Annotated in this window: 24 protein-coding genes; 11 read left to right on the top strand and 13 right to left on the bottom strand. The window is 66.2% G+C overall.

The features are described from left to right. Positions 1–29: 29 nt before the first annotated feature. Genes VGV37_RS05980 through flgF form a run of 5 tightly spaced genes read right to left on the bottom strand, consistent with a single transcriptional unit; the run spans position 30 to position 3,852 of the window. Complete coding sequence (locus tag VGV37_RS05980; protein WP_326878720.1) at positions 30–509, bottom strand: hypothetical protein; 480 nt, start codon at positions 507–509, stop codon at positions 30–32. A 25-nt stretch (positions 510–534) separates the two neighbouring features. After that, a complete protein-coding gene (flgH, locus tag VGV37_RS05985) occupies positions 535–1,296 on the bottom strand; it encodes a flagellar basal body L-ring protein FlgH (protein WP_326878721.1) in 762 nt (253 codons plus the stop codon). Positions 1,297–1,322: 26 nt separating this feature from the next. After that, entirely contained in the window at positions 1,323–2,300 is a 978-nt protein-coding gene (gene flgA / locus VGV37_RS05990; protein WP_326878722.1) for a flagellar basal body P-ring formation chaperone FlgA, read from the bottom strand. Between the two features lie 25 nt (positions 2,301–2,325). Continuing rightward, on the bottom strand, positions 2,326–3,111 hold the full coding sequence (gene flgG, locus VGV37_RS05995) for a flagellar basal-body rod protein FlgG (protein WP_326878723.1): 786 nt from the start codon (positions 3,109–3,111) through the stop codon (positions 2,326–2,328). A gap of 18 nt (positions 3,112–3,129) precedes the next feature. After that, a complete protein-coding gene (gene flgF, locus VGV37_RS06000) occupies positions 3,130–3,852 on the bottom strand; it encodes a flagellar basal-body rod protein FlgF (RefSeq protein ID WP_326878724.1) in 723 nt (240 codons plus the stop codon). Between the two features lie 261 nt (positions 3,853–4,113). Here flgF and VGV37_RS06005 point away from each other — a divergent pair, with 261 nt between their 5' ends. The 9 genes from VGV37_RS06005 to VGV37_RS06045 all read left to right on the top strand — a co-directional run bounded on the left by VGV37_RS06005 (position 4,114) and on the right by VGV37_RS06045 (position 13,361). Further along, positions 4,114–4,593, top strand: coding sequence for a flagellar basal body-associated FliL family protein (locus VGV37_RS06005; protein WP_326878725.1), 480 nt, complete (start codon positions 4,114–4,116; stop codon positions 4,591–4,593). Positions 4,594–4,702: 109 nt separating this feature from the next. Beyond that, on the top strand, positions 4,703–5,215 hold the full coding sequence (locus tag VGV37_RS06010) for a flagellar basal body-associated FliL family protein (protein WP_326878726.1): 513 nt from the start codon (positions 4,703–4,705) through the stop codon (positions 5,213–5,215). A 58-nt stretch (positions 5,216–5,273) separates the two neighbouring features. After that, positions 5,274–6,383 carry a flagellar motor switch protein FliM gene (gene fliM, locus VGV37_RS06015; protein WP_326878727.1) on the top strand — a complete coding sequence of 370 codons (1,110 nt, stop codon included), beginning with the start codon at positions 5,274–5,276 and terminating at the stop codon, positions 6,381–6,383. A 4-nt stretch (positions 6,384–6,387) separates the two neighbouring features. Next, positions 6,388–7,029: a DUF6468 domain-containing protein gene (locus VGV37_RS06020; RefSeq protein WP_326878728.1), complete on the top strand. Its 642-nt coding sequence runs from the start codon at positions 6,388–6,390 to the stop codon at positions 7,027–7,029. Continuing rightward, a complete protein-coding gene (locus VGV37_RS06025; RefSeq protein WP_326878729.1) occupies positions 7,026–7,742 on the top strand; it encodes a MotE family protein in 717 nt (238 codons plus the stop codon). Before VGV37_RS06020 ends, VGV37_RS06025 begins: the two co-directional genes overlap by 4 nt. A gap of 144 nt (positions 7,743–7,886) precedes the next feature. After that, positions 7,887–8,537 (top strand): protein phosphatase CheZ, encoded by a 651-nt coding sequence (locus tag VGV37_RS06030; protein ID WP_326878730.1) that lies wholly within the window; start codon positions 7,887–7,889, stop codon positions 8,535–8,537. 87 nt (positions 8,538–8,624) lie between these two features. Then, positions 8,625–9,299 (top strand): hypothetical protein, encoded by a 675-nt coding sequence (locus VGV37_RS06035; protein WP_326878731.1) that lies wholly within the window; start codon positions 8,625–8,627, stop codon positions 9,297–9,299. Beyond that, a complete protein-coding gene (locus VGV37_RS06040; protein ID WP_326878732.1) occupies positions 9,296–9,976 on the top strand; it encodes a flagellar motor protein MotB in 681 nt (226 codons plus the stop codon). The genes VGV37_RS06035 and VGV37_RS06040 overlap by 4 nt, the downstream gene beginning before the upstream one ends. A 4-nt stretch (positions 9,977–9,980) precedes the next feature. Next, positions 9,981–13,361, top strand: a complete 3,381-nt coding sequence (locus VGV37_RS06045; RefSeq protein ID WP_326878733.1) for a hypothetical protein — start codon at positions 9,981–9,983, stop codon at positions 13,359–13,361. 110 nt (positions 13,362–13,471) lie between these two features. Here VGV37_RS06045 and VGV37_RS06050 read toward each other — a convergent pair whose 3' ends face one another. Further along, the gene (locus VGV37_RS06050; RefSeq protein ID WP_326878734.1) at positions 13,472–13,600 is read right to left on the bottom strand and encodes a hypothetical protein; all 129 of its coding nucleotides are present in this window, start codon (positions 13,598–13,600) and stop codon (positions 13,472–13,474) included. A 21-nt stretch (positions 13,601–13,621) separates the two neighbouring features. On the opposite strand from VGV37_RS06050, the gene VGV37_RS06055 reads away from it, so the two are divergent. Next, entirely contained in the window at positions 13,622–14,083 is a 462-nt protein-coding gene (locus VGV37_RS06055) for a PadR family transcriptional regulator (protein WP_326878735.1), read from the top strand. 11 nt (positions 14,084–14,094) lie between these two features. Further along, a complete protein-coding gene (locus VGV37_RS06060) occupies positions 14,095–14,514 on the top strand; it encodes a hypothetical protein (protein ID WP_326878736.1) in 420 nt (139 codons plus the stop codon). Here VGV37_RS06060 and fliP read toward each other — a convergent pair. From fliP to VGV37_RS06095, 7 genes are read right to left on the bottom strand one after another with little or no spacing between them, the layout of a single operon-like run. Next, positions 14,493–15,236, bottom strand: a complete 744-nt coding sequence (gene fliP / locus VGV37_RS06065; RefSeq protein ID WP_326878737.1) for a flagellar type III secretion system pore protein FliP — start codon at positions 15,234–15,236, stop codon at positions 14,493–14,495. The genes VGV37_RS06060 and fliP overlap by 22 nt on opposite strands. Then, positions 15,233–15,550, bottom strand: coding sequence for a flagellar biosynthetic protein FliO (locus VGV37_RS06070; protein ID WP_326878738.1), 318 nt, complete (start codon positions 15,548–15,550; stop codon positions 15,233–15,235). Before VGV37_RS06070 ends, fliP begins: the two co-directional genes overlap by 4 nt. Beyond that, entirely contained in the window at positions 15,547–15,870 is a 324-nt protein-coding gene (locus tag VGV37_RS06075; RefSeq protein ID WP_326878739.1) for a hypothetical protein, read from the bottom strand. The genes VGV37_RS06070 and VGV37_RS06075 overlap by 4 nt, the downstream gene beginning before the upstream one ends. Further along, positions 15,867–16,019: a hypothetical protein gene (locus tag VGV37_RS06080; RefSeq protein ID WP_326878740.1), complete on the bottom strand. Its 153-nt coding sequence runs from the start codon at positions 16,017–16,019 to the stop codon at positions 15,867–15,869. Before VGV37_RS06080 ends, VGV37_RS06075 begins: the two co-directional genes overlap by 4 nt. Then, positions 16,001–17,152: a site-specific integrase gene (locus VGV37_RS06085; protein WP_326878837.1), complete on the bottom strand. Its 1,152-nt coding sequence runs from the start codon at positions 17,150–17,152 to the stop codon at positions 16,001–16,003. Before VGV37_RS06085 ends, VGV37_RS06080 begins: the two co-directional genes overlap by 19 nt. Next, positions 17,058–17,354, bottom strand: coding sequence for a hypothetical protein (locus tag VGV37_RS06090; RefSeq protein ID WP_326878741.1), 297 nt, complete (start codon positions 17,352–17,354; stop codon positions 17,058–17,060). Before VGV37_RS06090 ends, VGV37_RS06085 begins: the two co-directional genes overlap by 95 nt. After that, positions 17,354–17,782, bottom strand: a complete 429-nt coding sequence (locus VGV37_RS06095; RefSeq protein ID WP_326878742.1) for a hypothetical protein — start codon at positions 17,780–17,782, stop codon at positions 17,354–17,356. Before VGV37_RS06095 ends, VGV37_RS06090 begins: the two co-directional genes overlap by 1 nt. Between the last annotated feature and the right edge of the window lie 18 nt (positions 17,783–17,800).

Raw genomic sequence — 17,800 nt, forward strand, 5'->3', positions numbered from 1 at the left:
GCTGGTCGTGAGGGTGCCGGTGGGCGCCATCACGACCAGCGCATGCGAAGGGTCGACAGCCGCGTGACGATGGCGATGGGCAGCCCGAACGAGAACAGGTGAATGACCATGCTGCCCATGATCATCGACCAGACGGTGGTCTGCGAGAAGGTTAGGGTCGAGAACGGGATCACCACGAAGTTCGTCACGGCATAGCATAACAGCCCGTAGGCGATCCCGGCGGACAGGTACCGCTCGATCAGGATCGGAAAACGGCGGCTGGCCACCACGAAGACGCCGGCGGCGACGAGCGATATCACCAGTAGCATCGCCCCACCGAGCGTGGCGCTGGCCAGGCCGCCGGCATAGGCGTCGCGCCCTTCGACGCTGCTCGCGATCGACTGCAGGAGTTGCAGGGGCGAGGCGCCCCGGGCGCCCTGCACGATCAGCGCCGGCAGGAATTCCAGCAGCGCTGCGGTGAGGCCCGCCAGGATCGTCGTCGAGACGATCCGTGATTCCTTCGATTTCATGGCCCTGTCCATCCTCGGATGCTGGCTAGAACGGGTTGACGATATCCAGCAGCTGAGTGCCGTAGTGGGCCTGCTGGATGTCGCTCTGTCGGCCGCGGCCGCCGTAGGAAATGCGCGCTTCGGCGATCTTGTCGTAGGACACGGTGTTCAATTGGTCGATGTCGGTCGGCCGGATGATCCCGGTCATCTGCAGTTCGCGCACGTCGTAGTTCACGCGCACTTCCTGCTTGCCGACGATGACCATGTTGCCGCTGGGCAGGATCTGCGTGACGATCGCCGCGAGCGTCGTGGTGACCTGTTCCTGCCGATTGATCTGCGCCTTGCCGTCGCTCGCGTTGACCGTGCTCGTGTTGATGAGCGAACTGGGCGTCGCGGCCTTGGGCAGGATCTTGGCCAGCTGGGTCTCGAAGCCCAGGAAGTTGGTGATGCCGGAATTGTTGGTGTCGTTACGATTGTCCTGCGTCTCGTTCTGCAGCTTTGCGCTGTCGTTGATCGAGATCGTTACGGTCACGACGTCGCCGACCGCCTTCGCGCGCTGGTCCTTGAAGAAGGCTCGGGCACCGGTTACCCACAGCGAGCCCGACTGGTGCACCGTCGGCTCGTTGGTCGGCGCCGGCATGCTGACCGGCTGGTAGCCCGGTTCCTTGGTCGGGTCGGTGATCTTGGTCATGGCCGGCACCTCGCCCAGCTCGGCGAGGCGGGTGGCGGCATTGGTGGTGCAACCACCGAGGACGAGGGCGAGCAGGGCGACCGAGGTGAGGCTGGACGCGCTGATGTGGCGGGGCATCGAGGCTGTCTCCGAACGAAAATCGATCAATTCTGGGCTTGCTGCATGCCAGGTGCGCGGACCGCGACCTGGCCGGCTCCAAGCACCACCGCATCGACGGTTCGCTTGGACTGGGTATTGGTGACGCGGATCACCGTGCCTTTGCCGCCATCCTCGAGCGCGCGGCCTTCCGCCGTCAGATAGAGGCCCGGTCGCTCCAGTACGATCAGCACCAGTTCGTTGCGCTTGACCACGACCGGCACCTGCAGGTCGCCGACCCGCAGCGGCTGTGCGGCGCGCAATGGATGGCGCGGCGTCTGGCCGATCAGCTCGTGCGGATCCATGACGCCGCCGGCCTGCAGCTGGTCGGTACGATAGTCCCCGGTCGTGATGTCGCTGGACTGGACGATTTCGCCGGGCATCATCGGCCGGGCCAGCACCGGGATCGTGATCAGGCCGACGATCCGGCCGCTGACATGCACCGGCACCGCATCGGGATCGGCAGCGAGCACACGCACCTCGGCCGAGAAGCGACCGGTCTCCTGCTTGATGTCCAGCTTCTGGATCGAGATGTCGGTCGGTGCGCCGACCGGGACGAACAGCCGAAACTGGGCGTCGAGTTCGACCCGGCGCAGACCGAGCGACGAGGGCAGCTTGTCGGCCAACTGCTGCGCCAGCGCCGTCGTGTCGATCATGGTGGCGTTGCGCTCGATCCGGATCGCGCTCGAGGTCGAGGGCGGTTGCCAGTTGAGCCCATGGGCCCGCGCGGTCGAATAGAGCCAGCCGACATCGAACATGGTGCTGGCGCCGGGCGCCGGCGATTTGGCCACGACGTCGTCGGCCCGGGCACCGGCACCGTCGAACAGGTCGCCCAGCCGGATCGTGCCGTCGTCGACCGCCGCGTTCGCTTTCAGCGAAACGAGCGGCGCCGGGGCGGCCGCCTGGGTCACGCCGCTGGTTGCGGCATGGGCTGCGGGGGCGAGGCAGAGGGCGACCGCCAGGGCGGCGGCGAGGGACTTGTTCATGACCGGATTCCTTTAAGGATCTAAATCAGCGCAGGTTGGTCAGCGTCTGCTGCATCTGGTCGGCGGCCTCGATCACCTTCGAGTTCATTTCGTAGGCGCGCTGGGCCGTGATCAGGCTGGAGATTTCGGTTACGACATTGACGTTCGACGTCTCCAGGAACCCCTGCTGGATCGTGCCGGCGTCGTTGACGCCCGGGTCGAGCGTCTGGGGGTTGCCCGACGCCTCGGTTTCCTGCAGCAGGTTCTGGCCGAGGGCGGCCAAGCCGGGATCGTTCGGGAAGATCGCGAGCTGCAGCTGGCCGACCGTCTGGGGCGTGGTCGAGCCGGAGACCTTGGCCAGCACCTGGCCCGACGCGTTCACGCTGATCGAGGTCGTGCTCTGCGGAATGGCGATGGTCGGCTGGACCAGATAGCCGTCGGCGGTGACGATCTGCCGGGAATTGTTGAGCTGGAACGAACCGGCGCGGGTATATGCGGTCGTGCCGTCGGGCAGCAGGACCTGAAAGAACCCTTTGCCCTGGATCGCCAGGTCGAGCGGGTTCTGGGTCTGGTTGAGGTTGCCTTCCTCATGGATGCGGTAGACCGCGGCAGTCTTGACGCCGATGCCGACCTGCACGCCGACCGGGACCACGGTGCCGGCATCCGACGAGGTGTCGCCCGGGCGCTTGATGCTCTGGTACAGCAGGTCCTGGAATTCGGCACGCTGGCGCTTGAAGCCGGTCGTGTTCAGGTTGGCGATGTTGTTCGAGATGACTTCGACGTTGAGCTGCTGGGCCTGCATGCCGGTAGCGGCAATATCCATCGCGCGCATGGTGTTCTATTCCTTTGATCAGGACGACTTGGACAGCTTGTCGATGGCATTGCGCAACCGCGTATCTTCGCCCTCGACGATGTTCTGGGCGGTCGTGTAGGCGCGCTGGACGTCGAGCATCTGCGTCATTTCGAGGATGGGTTGGACGTTGGAATCCTCGAGCATCCCCTGGTGCACGGTCGAGGCCGTGTCCGGGGTCGGCGTGGCGGAGGTCGCATAGAGGCCGTTGCCGGCCGGGACCAGATCCTGCTGGTTGGCGAAGGCGGAGACGGCGATCTTGTTGACCGGGCCGGTTTCGGTCGCGATCGAACCGTCGGAACCGATCGAGATCGAGGTGGAGCCCTGCGGGATCGTGATCGGCTGGCCGGTCGCGTTCAGCACCTGGTAGCCCTGGGCCGTCACCAGGGTGCGGCCGCTGTCGAGCTGGAACCGCCCATTGCGGGTGAAACGCGGGCCGTCGACCGTGTTCACCTGGAAATAGCCGTTGCCGCTGATGCCGACGTCGAGCGGGTTGCCGGTCCTGGCCAGATCGCCCTGACGGGCATCGCGCACTACGCCGGCATCGCGGACATAAGCGATGGTCTGGCCCCGCACCGGGCTCGGCTCCAGATATTCCTGGAACAGCTGCTTCTCGTTCTTGAAGCCGGCGGTCGACATGTTCGCCAGGTTGTTGGCGATCACATCCAGCTGCCGGCCCAGAACCGCCTGCCTGGAGAGTGCAACGTAAGTTGCCGTCTGCATCTCGATCACTTCCCTCAATGCCCCGGCAACGGCGCCGAGTGACCGTTGCCTTGCGGCTCCCGTGCCAACGGAGGAAGTTCATGGAAATCAATTGCTTGATCGGTAGAAGCTTAACGGAGCGGCGGGCTTTGCCGGGACGTTCGGGGATTGCCCGGCAGAAATTTCCGACCCGCAGGCGCCAGGGGCCGACCGGTCTTGCCATCGTCGTGCGGCGGGGCTATCCCTCGGGGCTCTCGGGATGGCAGCAGGTGGGATCGAGCAATGCGACGCGGCATGGGCGTGCTGATCCTGGTGGGCGGAATCGTGCTGGTTGCCGGCGCCGGCGTGGCGATGACGGTGACCGGTTTCCTGCCGAAGCTCCTGGGCATGAAACCACCGGAGGGCACCATCGCCGCCGAGCAGGAAAAGGCGAAGCCCGTGCAGCCGCTCACGCCCGAGCGCTATTTCGATCTCCGGCAGCCGATCATGATCGCGCTCGATACCCAGGGGCATGGCAATCGCGTCCTGCAACTCGGCATCAGCCTGCTGATGGAGACGCGGGAAGATGCGTCGGCCGCGCGCGACCTGACGCCGCGGGTGATCGACGCGATCCAGGTCTATGTCCGGTCCTTGCCGCTGTCGGAGTCCGGAAGCGTCGGCAAATTGAGCGCGCATCGCGGCGATCTGCTGGCCCGGATCAATGCGGCGATCGCACCGCTGAAGGCCGACGAACTCAATCTGTCGGTGGTGCAGCAACAGTAGCGGTGGCCGGCATACGCCCGCGACTAAAGGACTTATTAATCAAGTTTGGTCACGTTCATCTCATCCCGGGAGCATTTGGCCGGGACTTGAGATTTACGGGATCCGGGCAATGGCCGAAGAGGCGATCGACGACGGCGCGGCTGGCGGACGCAAGCGCGGCAGCAAGCGGTTGATCATCGTCGGGCTCGCGGCGCTGCTCTTGATGGTCGGCACGGCAGCAGCCCTCTATTTCAGCGGCATCGCCTCGACCCTGCTCGGCAAGGGCGAGGAAAAGGTCGAGAAGAAGGTCGAGGCACCGCCACCCGCGCCGAAGGTGGCGGTCTTCTACGACGATCTTCCGGACATGCTGGTCAACCTCAATACCGGCACGCGGAAGTCGAGCTTCCTCAAGCTCCATGTCAGCCTCCAGATCGAGGGCGAAGAGGACAAGGCCAAGATCAAGCTCGTGCAGGCGCGGATCATCGACACGTTCCAGACCTACCTGCGCGAACTTCGGCTGGAGGATCTCAAGGGATCGGCGGGCCTGTACCGGCTGCGCGAGGAATTGTTGATGCGGGTCAACGCGGCCGTGGCACCCGTCAAGGTCGACGATGTGCTGTTCACGGAAATGCTTGTACAGTAAGGACTTTGTCTAAAACCTTCTGGGCGTCGAGTGGGACGCTGGGGCGCTGATACGAGCGATGTCGGACGTAACGAAGGAAGATGAAGAACGCATGGCGGCCGAGTGGGCCGCGATGGCGGGCGGTGACGACGGCGCCGGCGGTGGTGGCGACGGCGACGACGATATGGCGTCGGCCATGGGCCTGGGCGGCGGCGAGGCCTCGACCCGCGTGCTCAACCAGAACGAAATCGACAGTCTGCTGGGCTTCGCCGATGGTGCCGGACGCGATCGGGACACGTCGGGCATTCGCGCGATCATCGATTCGGCGCTGGTCTCCTACGAACGCCTGCCGATGCTCGAGGTGGTGTTCGACCGCCTCGTCCGCATGATGTCGACCAGCTTGCGCAATTTCACCTCCGACAACGTCGAGGTTTCGCTCGACAGCATCACGTCGACCCGGTTCGGCGACTACCTGAATTCGATCCCCTTGCCGGCGATGCTGTCGGTGTTCAAGGCCGAGGAGTGGGACAATTACGGCCTGCTGACCGTCGATTCGGCGTTGATCTACTCGATCGTCGACGTGCTGCTGGGCGGCCGGCGCGGTACGGCCGCGATGCGCATCGAAGGCCGCCCCTACACGACGATCGAGCGCAACCTGGTCGAGCGCCTGGTGACGGTCGTGCTGGGCGACCTTTCCGCCGCATTCGATCCGCTGTCGCCGGTCGACTTCCGCTTCGAACGGCTGGAGATCAATCCGCGTTTCGCGACCATCGCACGCCCCGCCAACGCGGCGATCGTGGCGCGCTTGCGCATCGACATGGAGGATCGCGGCGGCCGGTTGGAGCTGCTGTTCCCGAACGCCACGCTCGAGCCGGTCCGCGAATTGCTGCTGCAGATGTTCATGGGCGAGAAGTTCGGCCGCGACTCGATCTGGGAGACCCATCTGGCCGGCGAGCTGTGGCACACCGACGTGCAGATCCGCGCCGTGCTCGACACGATGAGCCTGTCGCTGCGCGACGTGCTCCACTGGAAGGTCGGCACGCGCCTGCCGCTGAATGCCGTTGCGGATTCCGACGTGGAGCTGCTGTGCGGCGATCTGCTGATGTTCAGCGGCAAGATGGGGCGCAAGAGCGGAAACATGGCCGTGCGCATCGACGAGAAGATCGACGCCAAGTCCAAGGAGCGCTGACGGGATGCTCATTTCCCTGATCATGGACGCCGTCGTCGCGGGCCTGTTGATCGCGACGATCTGCTTTGCGGTCAAACTCAACGGGCGGCTGGCCGCATTGCGCCGCGACAGCGAGCGCCTGCAGGGCCTGATCAAGGATCTCCAGGGTGCCTCCGGCATCGCGGAAGATGCGGTCGCCGCCCTCCGTCAGACGGCCGGCGACGTCGGGCGGACGCTGCAGGGCACGATCGATGGTGCGAAGACCCTGGATGCCGATCTCCGCTTCATCACCGAGCGCGCCGACGAAGTGGCGAACCGGCTCGAAGCCGGCCTGCGCATCCAGCGCGATCAGCAACCGACCCTGTCGGTCGGCGGACCGTCGCCGACCCAGCAGGCCGCGGCCGAAGCGTCCGCCAAAAGCAATCAGAGCCGTCTCGCCATGCTGTTGAAGCAGGCCGAGGCATCGGAGCCGTCCGGCCGGATGGAACCCACGCTCGATGCGCCCCGGACCAAGGGCCGCGCGGGCGCTCCGGCCCGGGAGACGGCCCCGCGCGACGTTCCCCGGCCGTCCAATCCGCGACCGGCCGAAACGCGCGATGACACGGCGCCGCAGTCGCGGGCGGAGCGGGACTTGCTGCGTGCCCTGGAAGCGAGAAGCCGGCAATGAGACTGAAGCCCCGCCTGCTCCATCTGCTGATCGCTGCCGCCGGCATCATGCTGGCGGTCAAACTCGGCGCTGTCTGGCACGAAGCCGGCATTGCCTTCGCCCAGACGCCGGCGAGCCAGAAACCCGCCAATCCGACGCCGGCCAGCGAAACGCCCGCCAAGGCGCCCGCGCCCGGTGCCGCACCCGCCGGCACGGCCGCTGCCGATGCCGAACCGCTCAACCCGGCGCCGCCCAAGGCGCCGCCGCCGCGAACCTATACCGATGCCGAGGTCAAGCTGCTGCAGGAATTGGCCAAGCGCCGGACCGAGCTCGATCAGCGCGCCGACGAGCTGAGCCAGCGCGAGACCCTGCTGAAGGCGGCCGAACAGCGCGTCGACGAGAAGATCGACCAGCTGAAGCAGATGCAGGCGACGGTCGATGCCAGCCTGGGCAAGGTCGACGCCCAGGAAGATCAGCGATTGAACAGCCTCGTCTCGATCTACACCAACATGAAGCCCAAGGAAGCGGCGCCGATCCTGTCGGAACTCGACATGCCGGTGCTGCTGCAGATCCTGACGCGGATGAAGGATCGGACGACGTCGGCCATCATGGCGGCGATGGATCCGAAAAAGGCGCAGGCGATCACCATGGCCCTGGCCGAACGGCGCCAGTCGTCGACCACGGCGGGTCCGACCGGGGATGCCGCGGGCGCGCCGGCGAACCCGCAGAACTGACGACAGGGCACGCGAAGCCGCGCGCCTTGAACATCAATAGCTTGCAGATGTTTTGTTTGGCCATTAGCACATTCCAGGGGGCTCGCGCGGAAGGCCGTGCCGCTGCCACGGAATACCGCTAGGGATCGATCCTCGGAGGGACCCATGGGAAAGCTCGCGATCGCCGACGACCTGACGCGACGCCTCGACGGAATGCGGGGACAACGCCCTGTCGTCGACCCGGCGCAAGTCACCGCTGCCGTCGAAGAGGTCGTGGCGAGCCTGACCGGCTCGCTGTCGCTCTCCGAGATCAAGCTCTATCAGGAGCTCGAGACGCTGGCCCGGGTCATCCAGGCGGCCAAGCGCGAGATCGCGTCGGTCCAGCCCCACGACATTCCGCACCATCACATTCCGCTCGCGACCGACGAACTCGACGCCGTCGTCGCCGCGACCGCGGCCGCCACCGGCGTGATCCTCGACGAAGCGGAAGTGCTGGAAAAGCTGGGTGCCACCCTGCCGCCCGAGGTCCAGGCCAAGATCACCGAATCGGTGACCAAGATCTTCGAGGCCTCCAACTTCCAGGACATCACGGGGCAGCGCATCACCAAGGTGGTGAAGACGCTCCGCTATATCGAAACCAAGGTTCACGGCCTGTTGGAAGCGTTCGGCGATCAGGTCGAGCAGTTCGCCCCGCCGCCCGAGCCGGAGCCCGAGACCGAAGAGGACGCCGACAAGAAGCTGATGGCGGGGCCGCAGATGCCAGGCAACGCCAACAGCCAGGCCGATATCGACGCCATTCTCGCGGGGCTGTTCTGACGCCGATCTCCCCATCATCGATCGTCCGTGCGCCGCGCGACGGCGACGGCCCGGGGCCGCGCGATGGCGACGGCCTGGGATCCGGCCATGGATGAGGAAGGTTCGATCCAGGCGCCGTCGGGACCCGGTGGGGTCGCGGTGGCGACCTATGTCAGCCTGTTCCTGCTGCTGTTCGTGTTCTTCATCGTGCTCGTCTCGATTTCGGAGGTGCAGCGCCCGCGCGCGCGGGTCGTCCTCGACTCGATCGATGCCGCGTTCGGCCATCTGCCGTCGTCGCTGGGCATGATCCAGCCACCGACCGTGCCGCGTCCCGAAACCGGCGATGTCGAAGGTTTCGCGCGCGATGTCAGCGGCCTCCTGACCGGCTTCGCACCGCTCGCGCGCACCAGCCAGGTGGCGCCCAGCGACAGTTTCCTCGAAATCGTGCTGCCCGAGCAATCGGTGTTCGAGAAGGGCAGTGCCACGCCCAGGTCCGAAGTGCTGCCGACGCTCGATCGCCTGGCGCTCATGATGCAGAAACGGACGACGGGTCCCGGCGTGCGGATGACCTGGCGGATCATGCTGCCGGCCGATGCGCCCGACGGCGGGGCCGCCGAGCGTCTGGCCGGGCTGCGTGCGGCGACCGTCGTCGCCCGGCTCTATGCCGAGGGCTGTCCCGGCGATGCGCTCGCCATCGCGGTCGATCGCGGTGGCGGGCCAGCACTCCGGCTCGACTTCTCGATCATCGACAGCGACGTCCCCGGCAAGGCGGTGGCACCATGATGCCGTTCGATGGGCGGCAGGACCAGCCGCCGGCCCGTCCACGCTCGCCGGGTTGGATGATCACGTTTGCCGATCTGATGTCTCTGCTGGTCTCGTTCTTTGTGCTGCTGTTCGCCACGACCACGGTCGAGCGGCGGGATTGGGAACGGGTCGTGCTGCCGATCTCCGAATACCTGACGGGCCATCGGCTCGAGGGCAAGGGTGCTGCCCAGGTGCCGACGCCGGGCCGTGCGCGCCTCGATCTCGGCTATGCCGCGGCACTGTTGGACAAGCTGGTGACCGACGAGCCGGCACTCGCCGGGTCCGAAGTGCGGCGCCAGGAACATCGGCTGGTCCTGGAGTTGCCGGCGACGCCGATCGCCCATTGGACGGACATGGACAAGCCGCCGTTGCTGGATCTGGTCCGTCTGCTGACCAATTTCGAGAACCACGTCGCGATCATCGCCCATCGGGCAGTCAATCCGGCGCCCGGGGCGGACCCGACGCGTGACTGGATTACGGCGCTGGGTGCCGGCAACAGCGTAGCGTCGGCGCTGCGTCATCAGGGCTATCCGCGGCCCTTGTCCGTGACGGCAATGATCGACCTCGCCGACGGCGGCCAGACCCGGATCGAGATCGCCATCGAAGACAAGGCCGCCGACGCCGCGAGCCCCGCGGGCGACCATGCGGCGCCCTGAACACATGGCACGTCTGGCGCTCATCGGCCTGGCCTGCGCGCTGGCCTGGCTGGGTTCCGCCCAGGCACAGGAACCGGCGGCGACACCGCCGGCGGTATCCTCGGCACCGACGCCCGCGCCACCCGCGCCACTCGCGAAGATGCGGCTCGACACGCGCGCTGCCGTCCATCCGGGCTTTGCCCGCCTGGTCTTCGCCGGCACCGGCGGCGCGGCGGCGGTGCCGTTCAAGGCGACGGCGACCGACGACAATCTGACCATCCGCTTCGACCGTCCCGTCGCCGTCACGGTCGATCAGATCCGGCGCTCGCTTAGCACTTATTTGGATCAGGTCGAAGCAGCACCGGATGGCTTGACCGTGACCGCCCATCTGAAGCGGCCGATCGCGGTGCAACAGGCCTCATACGACGCCACGACCTTGGTCGTGGACCTCGTCGACAAGCCCAAGCCGGCGGCGACGGCGGACGCGAAGCCCGCGCCGAAAGCCGAGGCGGAAGCGAAACCGGCGCTTGAGCCGAAACCCGCTCCGGTCGTCAAGCCGGTGCCAGTCTCCGTGCGTGTCGGCGTTCATGACGGCATCGACCGGTTGGTGTTCGCCTGGCCGAAGAAGGCCGACTACAAGCTGGCGCAGGGCGACGGCAAGCTGCAGATCGCCTTCGGCCAGCCGGTCGCGATCGACATGGCGCGGCTCGCCCGGGCGCTGCCGGCGGCGCTGAAGCCGGCGAGCCTGTCTGCCGATGGTACCCAGGTCGAATTCGCGCTGCCGCCGGGCCATCAGGTCAATGATATCCGCCAGTCCAATCTGATCATCCTCGACGTGGTGCCGGGGAAGCCAGCAGCACCGCCGGCACCGGTCGCCGCAGTGCCGCCCCCCGCGCCGGCTGCCGTGCTCGCCGTGGCCCCCGCGCCGGCTCCGCCCGTCGTGAGCGAGGCGCCGGCAGCGCCGACCCGGCCGGCTGTGGCGCCGGCCGATGCCGAGCAGGATGCGCCGGTGCCGACCAACCAGGTTTCCGGTACTTTGGGATCGGCGGCAGAGAACGGGCTGCAGATCCGCTACACCCTGATCGACGATGGCGTGTCGCTGCGGTTCGAGTGGCGTCAGCCAGCGGCTGCTGCGATCTTCCGGCGCGGCAACGCGGTCTGGATCGTGTTCGATCGCGCGCAGAAGATGGATTTCGGCGATTTCCATGCCGCCAACTGGCCGGTGCTGACGTCGATCGCCCAGGTCCCGAGCCGCAGCGGCACCGTCCTGCGGCTTGCGGTCTGGGCCGGGTTCAACCCCAGCGTCCGGCGCGCCGGCACTGCCTGGATCGTCGAACTGCGCAACCAGCCGCAACGCGCCGACGCGCCGGTCCAAGGGCAGGTGCGCAGCGACGGCCCCAATGCCTCGATGATCTTCCCGGTCAGCGAGCCGTCCGGGCCGATCAGCGTGACCGATCCCGATGCCGGCGACGTTCTGGTCGCGGTGCCCCTGCCGCAGATCGGCCAGGGATCGGACCTGGGTTCGGAATATCCGGATTTCAGGGTGCTGCCGAGCGCACAGGGCCTGGTGTTCCGGCCGACCAGCGATCAACTGGCGATCCGCGCCCAGCCGAGCCTGGTCGAGTTGAGTGCCCCCGGCGGACTGGCGCTGTCGTCCGATGCGGATCGTCATGCGGAGCGCGCCGGCAAGGCCGACGAAAACCGTGTGTTCGATCCGACCGGCTGGCAAGGGCAGGGCGAGGAATTCACGGCACGACGCCAGGCCTTGATGCAGACGATCGCCGGCGCGTCGCCCGAAGACAAGAACAACGCCCGGATCGACCTCGCACGCTTCTTCTTCGCGAATGCCATGGGACCGGAGGCGCTGAGCGTGCTGCGCGCCGTCGAGCGGGACGCGCCGGCGATGTTCGACGATCCGAACCTGCGGGCCTTGCGCGGCGCGTCCGAGGAATTGGCGAACCAGTTCGATACCGCACTGGCCGATCTGGGCGATCCATCGCTCGACGAACGCCCCGACGGCCAGCTGTGGCGCGCGGCGCTCGCCGCCGACCGGGGGCTCTGGGCCGATGCGCTCAATGCCTACGTCAAATCCGGCAACGTGCTGAGGAATTACCCGGAGGCGCTGCGCAACCGTCTGTCGATCAAGCTGGCCGAGGCGCTGCTGAACGCCGGCGACCGTGACAAGGCGGCGGCACTGGCGGCCGACGTGCTGGCCCATCATCCGAGCGGCTCGGAATCCGATCAGGCCAAAGTGCTGCAAGGCCGCATCCTGGCGATCCAGGGCGACACGAAGCAGGCGGTCGCGCTGTGGCAGGAGGTTTCGAAATCGCCGGACTCGAGCCTGGCGCGGGCTCAGGCGACCTATGCCATGACCCTGACCAAGCTCGATGAAAAGGAGATCGACCGCGCCGACGCGATCGCGGCGCTCGATCGCCTGCGGTTCGTCTGGCGCGGCGACGATTTCGAAATCCGCGTCCTGCGCAAACTGGCCGAACTGCAGATCGCTGACGGCGACTACCAGTCGGGCTTCCGGTCGCTGCGCCAAGTGCTGGCGAGTTATGGCGACAATCCCGCGTCGCACGGCGTGGCCGACGAAATGCAGCAATATTTCATCGATCTGTTCCTGGGTAAGGCGGCCGACAACGTGACGCCGCTCCGACAGCTCGGCCTGTACGATGAATTCAAGGAATTGACTCCGGCCGGCTCGGTCGGCGACGAGATCATCCGCAAGCTGGCCGACCAGTTGGTCAAGGTCGACCTGCTGGATCGCGCGGCCGACCTGCTGGACACCCAGGTGAAGACACGCCTGAACGGTGTCGACCAGGCACGGGTCGCGACCCAGCTGGCGCTGGTCCGGCTGCTCGACCGGCGGCCCGACGATGCGATTTCGGCGCTCGATCTGCCGGTCATCCCCGACCTGCCGCCGGAACTGGTCCGCCAGCGGCTGGAACTGAGGGCCCGGGCCCTGGCCGAGCAGAATCAGAATCCCGAGGCACTGAAACTGCTGACTGGCGACGATTCGGCCGACGCCGACCGCCTGCGCGTGGACATCCTGTGGAAAACCCAGAACTGGGGCGCCGTCGTACCGGTGCTGCAGCACGGGCTGAAGCCGCCCGCGGCCGGCAAGATCGACGAGGACACAGCCCGCGCGGTGCTGAAGATTGCGACCGCCATGGTGCTGGGCAAAGACCGGACCGGCCTGACCGTCCTGCAGAAGCAGTATGGCGCCGCGATGGACAAGAGCGCGCTCAAGGACGATTTCCGCGTCGTCGCCGGTAACAGCTCGTCGACCAGCGGCGACTTCAAGTCGCTGGCCGACCGGGTCGCCCAGATCAGCGACCTGCAGGGCTTCATGACGACTTATCGCCAGCGCCTGGCCACCAACGAGCTTTCCAAGATCAACTGACCGGACGGTGCGGGATGAGAATCTTTCGCAAAAGCCTCTTGCATAAAAACGGTTTCGATATATCTTAGACAAGTCGAAACACACACAAGAGAGTTACTATGTTTGGAAGATCACGACATCGCGACCATGGCCACTGCCATGGAGAGAGCCACGGAGATGATGGCGATCGCCGCTTCTCCCGGGGCGACTTCGGATTCGGCGGACGTCACTTCGGCGGGCACCACGGCGGTGGACGCCATGGTTGGGGCGGCGGCGGGCGCATGGGCCGGCTGTTCGAGCAGGGCGACCTGCGGTTCCTCATCCTCAGCCTGATCGAGGAAAAGCCGCGTCACGGCTACGAGATCATCAAGGCGATCGAGGAAAAGCTCCACGGCCTTTACAGCCCGAGCCCCGGCGTCATTTACCCGACGCTGACCCTGCTCGAGGAAATGGGCTACGCCACGGTCGCGCAGGCCGAGGGCAACAAGAAGCTCTACGCCATCACCGACGAGGGGCGGGCGTTCCTGGCAACGAACCAGTCGATCATGAAGGTCGTCCTGGAAAAGATCGCCGCCGTGAAGCGCCGCTTCGCCGGCGGCACGCAGCCGCAGATCCAGCGGGCCATCGAAAACTTCAAGCTGGCCCTGCAGATGCGCCTCGATGCCGGCGGGCTTACCGACGACCAGGTCGCCCGCATCGCCGCCATCATCGATGCGGCCGCGACCGACGTCGAGCGGGTCTAGAGGGCGTGCGGATGATACCGACGTCCTTGCGTCGGGTCTGGGGGCAGGGGGCGGCGACCGCTCCCGTCGCCCTCGATCCCCGATCGGCACCGATGCCGGCCGACACCGATCCAACGCCGGCGAAATGGGAAACGGACGTTCTGTTCGTCTGCCTGCGCTGTTCCACCAAGCTGCCGGACGGCCTGGCACCGGACGGGCGAACCACGCTGCGGCAATGGTTCAAGGACCGCCTGGGCTCCGTCGGCCGGGGCAAGGCGCTGCGCGTGGTCGAGACCTCGTGCCTCGGCCTCTGCCCGGAGCAGCGCATCGCTGTCGCGATCGGTCGGGAACTGGCTGCCGATCCGGCCATCATCCGCTCGGTCGCGACCGAGGCGGACCGCGAGGCGATCTATCGGATGGCCGTGGGCGATCAGCCCGGCCCGAAGCTCTGAATGAGCGAGCCGCACACCAGGTACCAGCCGTCGATCAGCACGAAGAAGATCAGCTTGAACGGCAGCGAGATCACGTTCGGCGGCAGGCTGACCATGCCCATCGACATGACCAGCGACGCGACCACGATGTCGATGATCAGGAACGGCAGGAACAGCAGGAAACCGATCTCGAAGGCCCGGCGCAACTCGCTGATCAGGAAAGCCGGGACGAGCGCCCGGAACGGGGTGTCGTCGGGCGTCGCCACGGCCGGAATCCGGCCCAGGCCCATGAACAATTGCAGATCCTGGTCGCGGACATGGGTCTGCATGAAATCGTGGAACGGCTTGGCGGTCCGGTCGAATGCCGTCTGGTTGTCGATCTTTTCCGCGATCAGCGGCGCGATGCCGTCATTGTAGGATCGTTCGAGCGTCGGCCCCATCACGAAGGCCGAGAGGAACAGCGCCAGGCTGATCAGCACCGTATTGGGCGGCGTCTGCTGGATGCCGATGGCGGTGCGCAGGAACGACAGCACGACGACGATGCGCGTGAACGACGTGACGGTGACCAGCAGGCCCGGCACCACGCTCAGCACCGTCATCAGCGCGACGAGCTCGACGATCCGGCCAGTCGTCGAGCCGCCGCCGTCGCCCAGGTCTAGCGACAGGCTCTGGGCCGCGGCAGGGCCGGCGAGCACCGCCAGCAGGATCGCAACGATGCTCCCTTTCACGAGCGCGCGGATCACGCGTCCTCACGCGGCAGATGGGCGACGAAGCTCGGCTCGGCCCGACCGCGCTGTGTCGTTTCTGCGGCGATCGTAATGCCGGTCTCAATGACCAGGTCGCGCGTCCCGCCGATCAGCAGCAGGTGTTCGGTCTGATCGCGCCGTACCAGCAGCAGCCTGCGGCGGGAATCGATGGCGATCGACTCGACCATGCCCAGGCGTCCGGCGCGACCCAGCCGCATGGCGGGGCCGAACCTGCGCACCAGCCAGGCGAACAACCCGATGAGGGCCAGGACGAAGACTAGGGCGCCGACGAGCCTGGCGATGTCGGTCATGCTTTCGATTTGGGGGCTCCCGCTGTCGCGCGATAGACGGCACTCGCCTGCTTGGGGCTGGAGGTCCGTTCGGTCTCCGGGGTGACGTTGGCCAGGCGCTCGCGCAGATGCCGCTCGATCTCGTCAAGCTTCTGGGTCAGGCGCAGCAGCCGGTCGGCCGCATCGCGGCGCCGGCTCTCGACCGCCTGCCGACAGATCGTCTCGATGCGCGGCGGCAGGTCGGCGAGGTCGATCAGGTCGCCGGCCGTCAGGGCGACCAGCGCCGCCTCGAGCTGGGCGTCGGTGTCGTCGAGCAATCTGTCGAGGGCGGTGTCGGTCATGGCGCGGCGTGCTCGGGCGAAGATCGCTGCTGAAGCTCCCAGCGATAGTGACCGAGATCCAGGATTCCTGCGGTGTCCAGGGTCCGGTTGTCGATAGTTGGAAAACCGGTTGGAAACACCGCTTCCGCCATCATTTTTTCCTGATCCATTCCACGTTCTCGCCCGAGACTTCCGGGTTCAGATGGGCCGCGAGCTTGCGATAGGCGGCGTGCGCAAGGCCGCGTGAGCGCTTCGTATATACCTCGAAGGATCCATCGCCGCTATTGCCGATCGAATGGCCGGATATGCTGGCCGCCTGGGCATTCGTGCAGTCGGCGTCGAGCAGGTCCTGTACGCACTGCCGCCGGATGTCGTGGAAATGGATGTCGGCATCCAGCAGCCCGGCGCGCTCGAGCCAGAGATACCAACGGCAGTTGATGTTGTGGACTGTCCAGGGGATGCCGGCGTCGATCGTCAGCATGCGATCGGTCTCGTTGCGCCGGGGCATCTCTTCAATGAGTTGCTTGAACTGCGGGATGGCGAAGGTTGGATAGTAGCTCGTCGCCTTGGTGGTCTTGGCGGTCTTGCTGTGCAACCATTCGATCCAACCGTCGGCGTCCATGTCGTCCCAGCTCACCCGACACAGGTCCGACTTCCGGATGCCGGTCAGCCGGGCGAATTTATAGAGCCGGATCTCATCAGGCTTGCCGGTCGCCAGCAGCTTGGCATCCTCTTCCGGCGATATGCCGCAGCCCTCGCGGCTCCGCTTGTTGGCGAGGCGCGGAATTTTCTTGCTGTGGTCATATTCGAGCTTGCCGCGGTCGTATGCCCACGAGATCAAGCGCTGCAGCGTCGAGACGTTCTTGTCGGCCATGGCCGGCGTCGCGCTGAACTCGTCGCGCCAATCGAAGATCTCGCCGCGGAACTGGCGGACCGACATGTGTCGCCCCTCGTATTCTCCCCAGCGATGTCGGATCTGCTTGAAGATGGTTTCTCGGGTCAGACGCGTCTTGGGCGCGCAGTCGGCATGTTCCGGGGATTTTTCGAACAGGTCGCACAGATCTGAGAGCGTCTCGCGCTTGACGGCCGGCTGCGGTACGACGTGATCGGCGCGCTGGGCCTGGCGGTTGAACGCAGCGGTTCCCGGCTCACCTTCGATCCGCGTCCGCGTCGTCTTGTGGTAGAAATACCAGGTGACCGAGCCGTCGCTAAGACGCTTTGAGGTCGCGCTGACGCCTGGCGGCAGCTTTGGCCCTGACCACTTCATAATCATCCGCCCCTTCGGCGATCCCGAGCTCGGCATCGGCAATCATCTCAAGCGCGCGCCGGTCCCATGTCAACTTGCCACCGCGCTCGCCACGCGGGATGCCTGGCGGCCACTTACCTTTGCTGACCTCCGCATCGAACGTGTTCGGGGAGACGCCGACGAAAGCGGCAGCCATGTCCCGGCCGAGGAAGCGCGGCCAGTAGGGCAGCCTTTCCGCAGACAGGGCAGGTCGGGTCATCACGCCCCGTCCTTTCCGTCTTCGCCATCTGCCCGCGGGCCGGCGATGGCAGGAAGCATGTCGGTTGCGGAAATCCGCTCCAACACCGTCTGGCCGTTCGGAAGCATGATCTGACCGAGAAATGCGCCTTCAAAGGTCAGCATGCCAATTTCCACGGCCGTCACCTGGCCCTTTATCCAGTCCCGCAGGATCGAATATACGGCGATGTTTCCGACGGAGAGGGCTTTGCGTTCGTGCTCGATCCTGCTGGACCGGCTGCGGTGCGACCAGGGGTGCTCGCGCAACCATGCGGCGGCATAGCCCTTGGCGTTGGCCTTGATCGTCACCCGGCGCTGGTGCCATTCGAACTGCACCGTCAGGTCGCCCTGGTGGAAGTCCTCCATGAGACCGAAGCTGCCGGCGCCGAAGCCGCGCAGGATCTTCTGCATGTCGGATACGGCAGCCTT

The organism is Aliidongia sp. (genome assembly GCF_035943795.1).
GTDB lineage: Bacteria > Pseudomonadota > Alphaproteobacteria > ATCC43930 > CGMCC-115725 > Aliidongia.

Bases quoted from the DNA above. Each gene is read 5' to 3' on its own strand.
- VGV37_RS05980 (WP_326878720.1), bottom strand. From the start codon at position 509: ATGAAATCGAAGGAATCACGGATCGTCTCGACGACGATCCTGGCGGGC.
- flgH (WP_326878721.1), bottom strand. From the start codon at position 1,296: ATGCCCCGCCACATCAGCGCGTCCAGCCTCACCTCGGTCGCCCTGCTC.
- flgA (WP_326878722.1), bottom strand. From the start codon at position 2,300: ATGAACAAGTCCCTCGCCGCCGCCCTGGCGGTCGCCCTCTGCCTCGCC.
- flgG (WP_326878723.1), bottom strand. From the start codon at position 3,111: ATGCGCGCGATGGATATTGCCGCTACCGGCATGCAGGCCCAGCAGCTC.
- flgF (WP_326878724.1), bottom strand. From the start codon at position 3,852: ATGCAGACGGCAACTTACGTTGCACTCTCCAGGCAGGCGGTTCTGGGC.
- VGV37_RS06005 (WP_326878725.1), top strand. From the start codon at position 4,114: ATGCGACGCGGCATGGGCGTGCTGATCCTGGTGGGCGGAATCGTGCTG.
- VGV37_RS06010 (WP_326878726.1), top strand. From the start codon at position 4,703: ATGGCCGAAGAGGCGATCGACGACGGCGCGGCTGGCGGACGCAAGCGC.
- fliM (WP_326878727.1), top strand. From the start codon at position 5,274: ATGTCGGACGTAACGAAGGAAGATGAAGAACGCATGGCGGCCGAGTGG.
- VGV37_RS06020 (WP_326878728.1), top strand. From the start codon at position 6,388: ATGCTCATTTCCCTGATCATGGACGCCGTCGTCGCGGGCCTGTTGATC.
- VGV37_RS06025 (WP_326878729.1), top strand. From the start codon at position 7,026: ATGAGACTGAAGCCCCGCCTGCTCCATCTGCTGATCGCTGCCGCCGGC.
- VGV37_RS06030 (WP_326878730.1), top strand. From the start codon at position 7,887: ATGGGAAAGCTCGCGATCGCCGACGACCTGACGCGACGCCTCGACGGA.
- VGV37_RS06035 (WP_326878731.1), top strand. From the start codon at position 8,625: ATGGATGAGGAAGGTTCGATCCAGGCGCCGTCGGGACCCGGTGGGGTC.
- VGV37_RS06040 (WP_326878732.1), top strand. From the start codon at position 9,296: ATGATGCCGTTCGATGGGCGGCAGGACCAGCCGCCGGCCCGTCCACGC.
- VGV37_RS06045 (WP_326878733.1), top strand. From the start codon at position 9,981: ATGGCACGTCTGGCGCTCATCGGCCTGGCCTGCGCGCTGGCCTGGCTG.
- VGV37_RS06050 (WP_326878734.1), bottom strand. From the start codon at position 13,600: ATGGCGTCCACCGCCGTGGTGCCCGCCGAAGTGACGTCCGCCGAATCC.
- VGV37_RS06055 (WP_326878735.1), top strand. From the start codon at position 13,622: ATGGGCCGGCTGTTCGAGCAGGGCGACCTGCGGTTCCTCATCCTCAGC.
- VGV37_RS06060 (WP_326878736.1), top strand. From the start codon at position 14,095: ATGATACCGACGTCCTTGCGTCGGGTCTGGGGGCAGGGGGCGGCGACC.
- VGV37_RS06070 (WP_326878738.1), bottom strand. From the start codon at position 15,550: ATGACCGACATCGCCAGGCTCGTCGGCGCCCTAGTCTTCGTCCTGGCC.
- VGV37_RS06075 (WP_326878739.1), bottom strand. From the start codon at position 15,870: ATGACCGACACCGCCCTCGACAGATTGCTCGACGACACCGACGCCCAG.
- VGV37_RS06080 (WP_326878740.1), bottom strand. From the start codon at position 16,019: ATGGATCAGGAAAAAATGATGGCGGAAGCGGTGTTTCCAACCGGTTTT.
- VGV37_RS06085 (WP_326878837.1), bottom strand. From the start codon at position 17,152: ATGCCGAGCTCGGGATCGCCGAAGGGGCGGATGATTATGAAGTGGTCA.
- VGV37_RS06090 (WP_326878741.1), bottom strand. From the start codon at position 17,354: ATGACCCGACCTGCCCTGTCTGCGGAAAGGCTGCCCTACTGGCCGCGC.
- VGV37_RS06095 (WP_326878742.1), bottom strand. From the start codon at position 17,782: ATGCAGAAGATCCTGCGCGGCTTCGGCGCCGGCAGCTTCGGTCTCATG.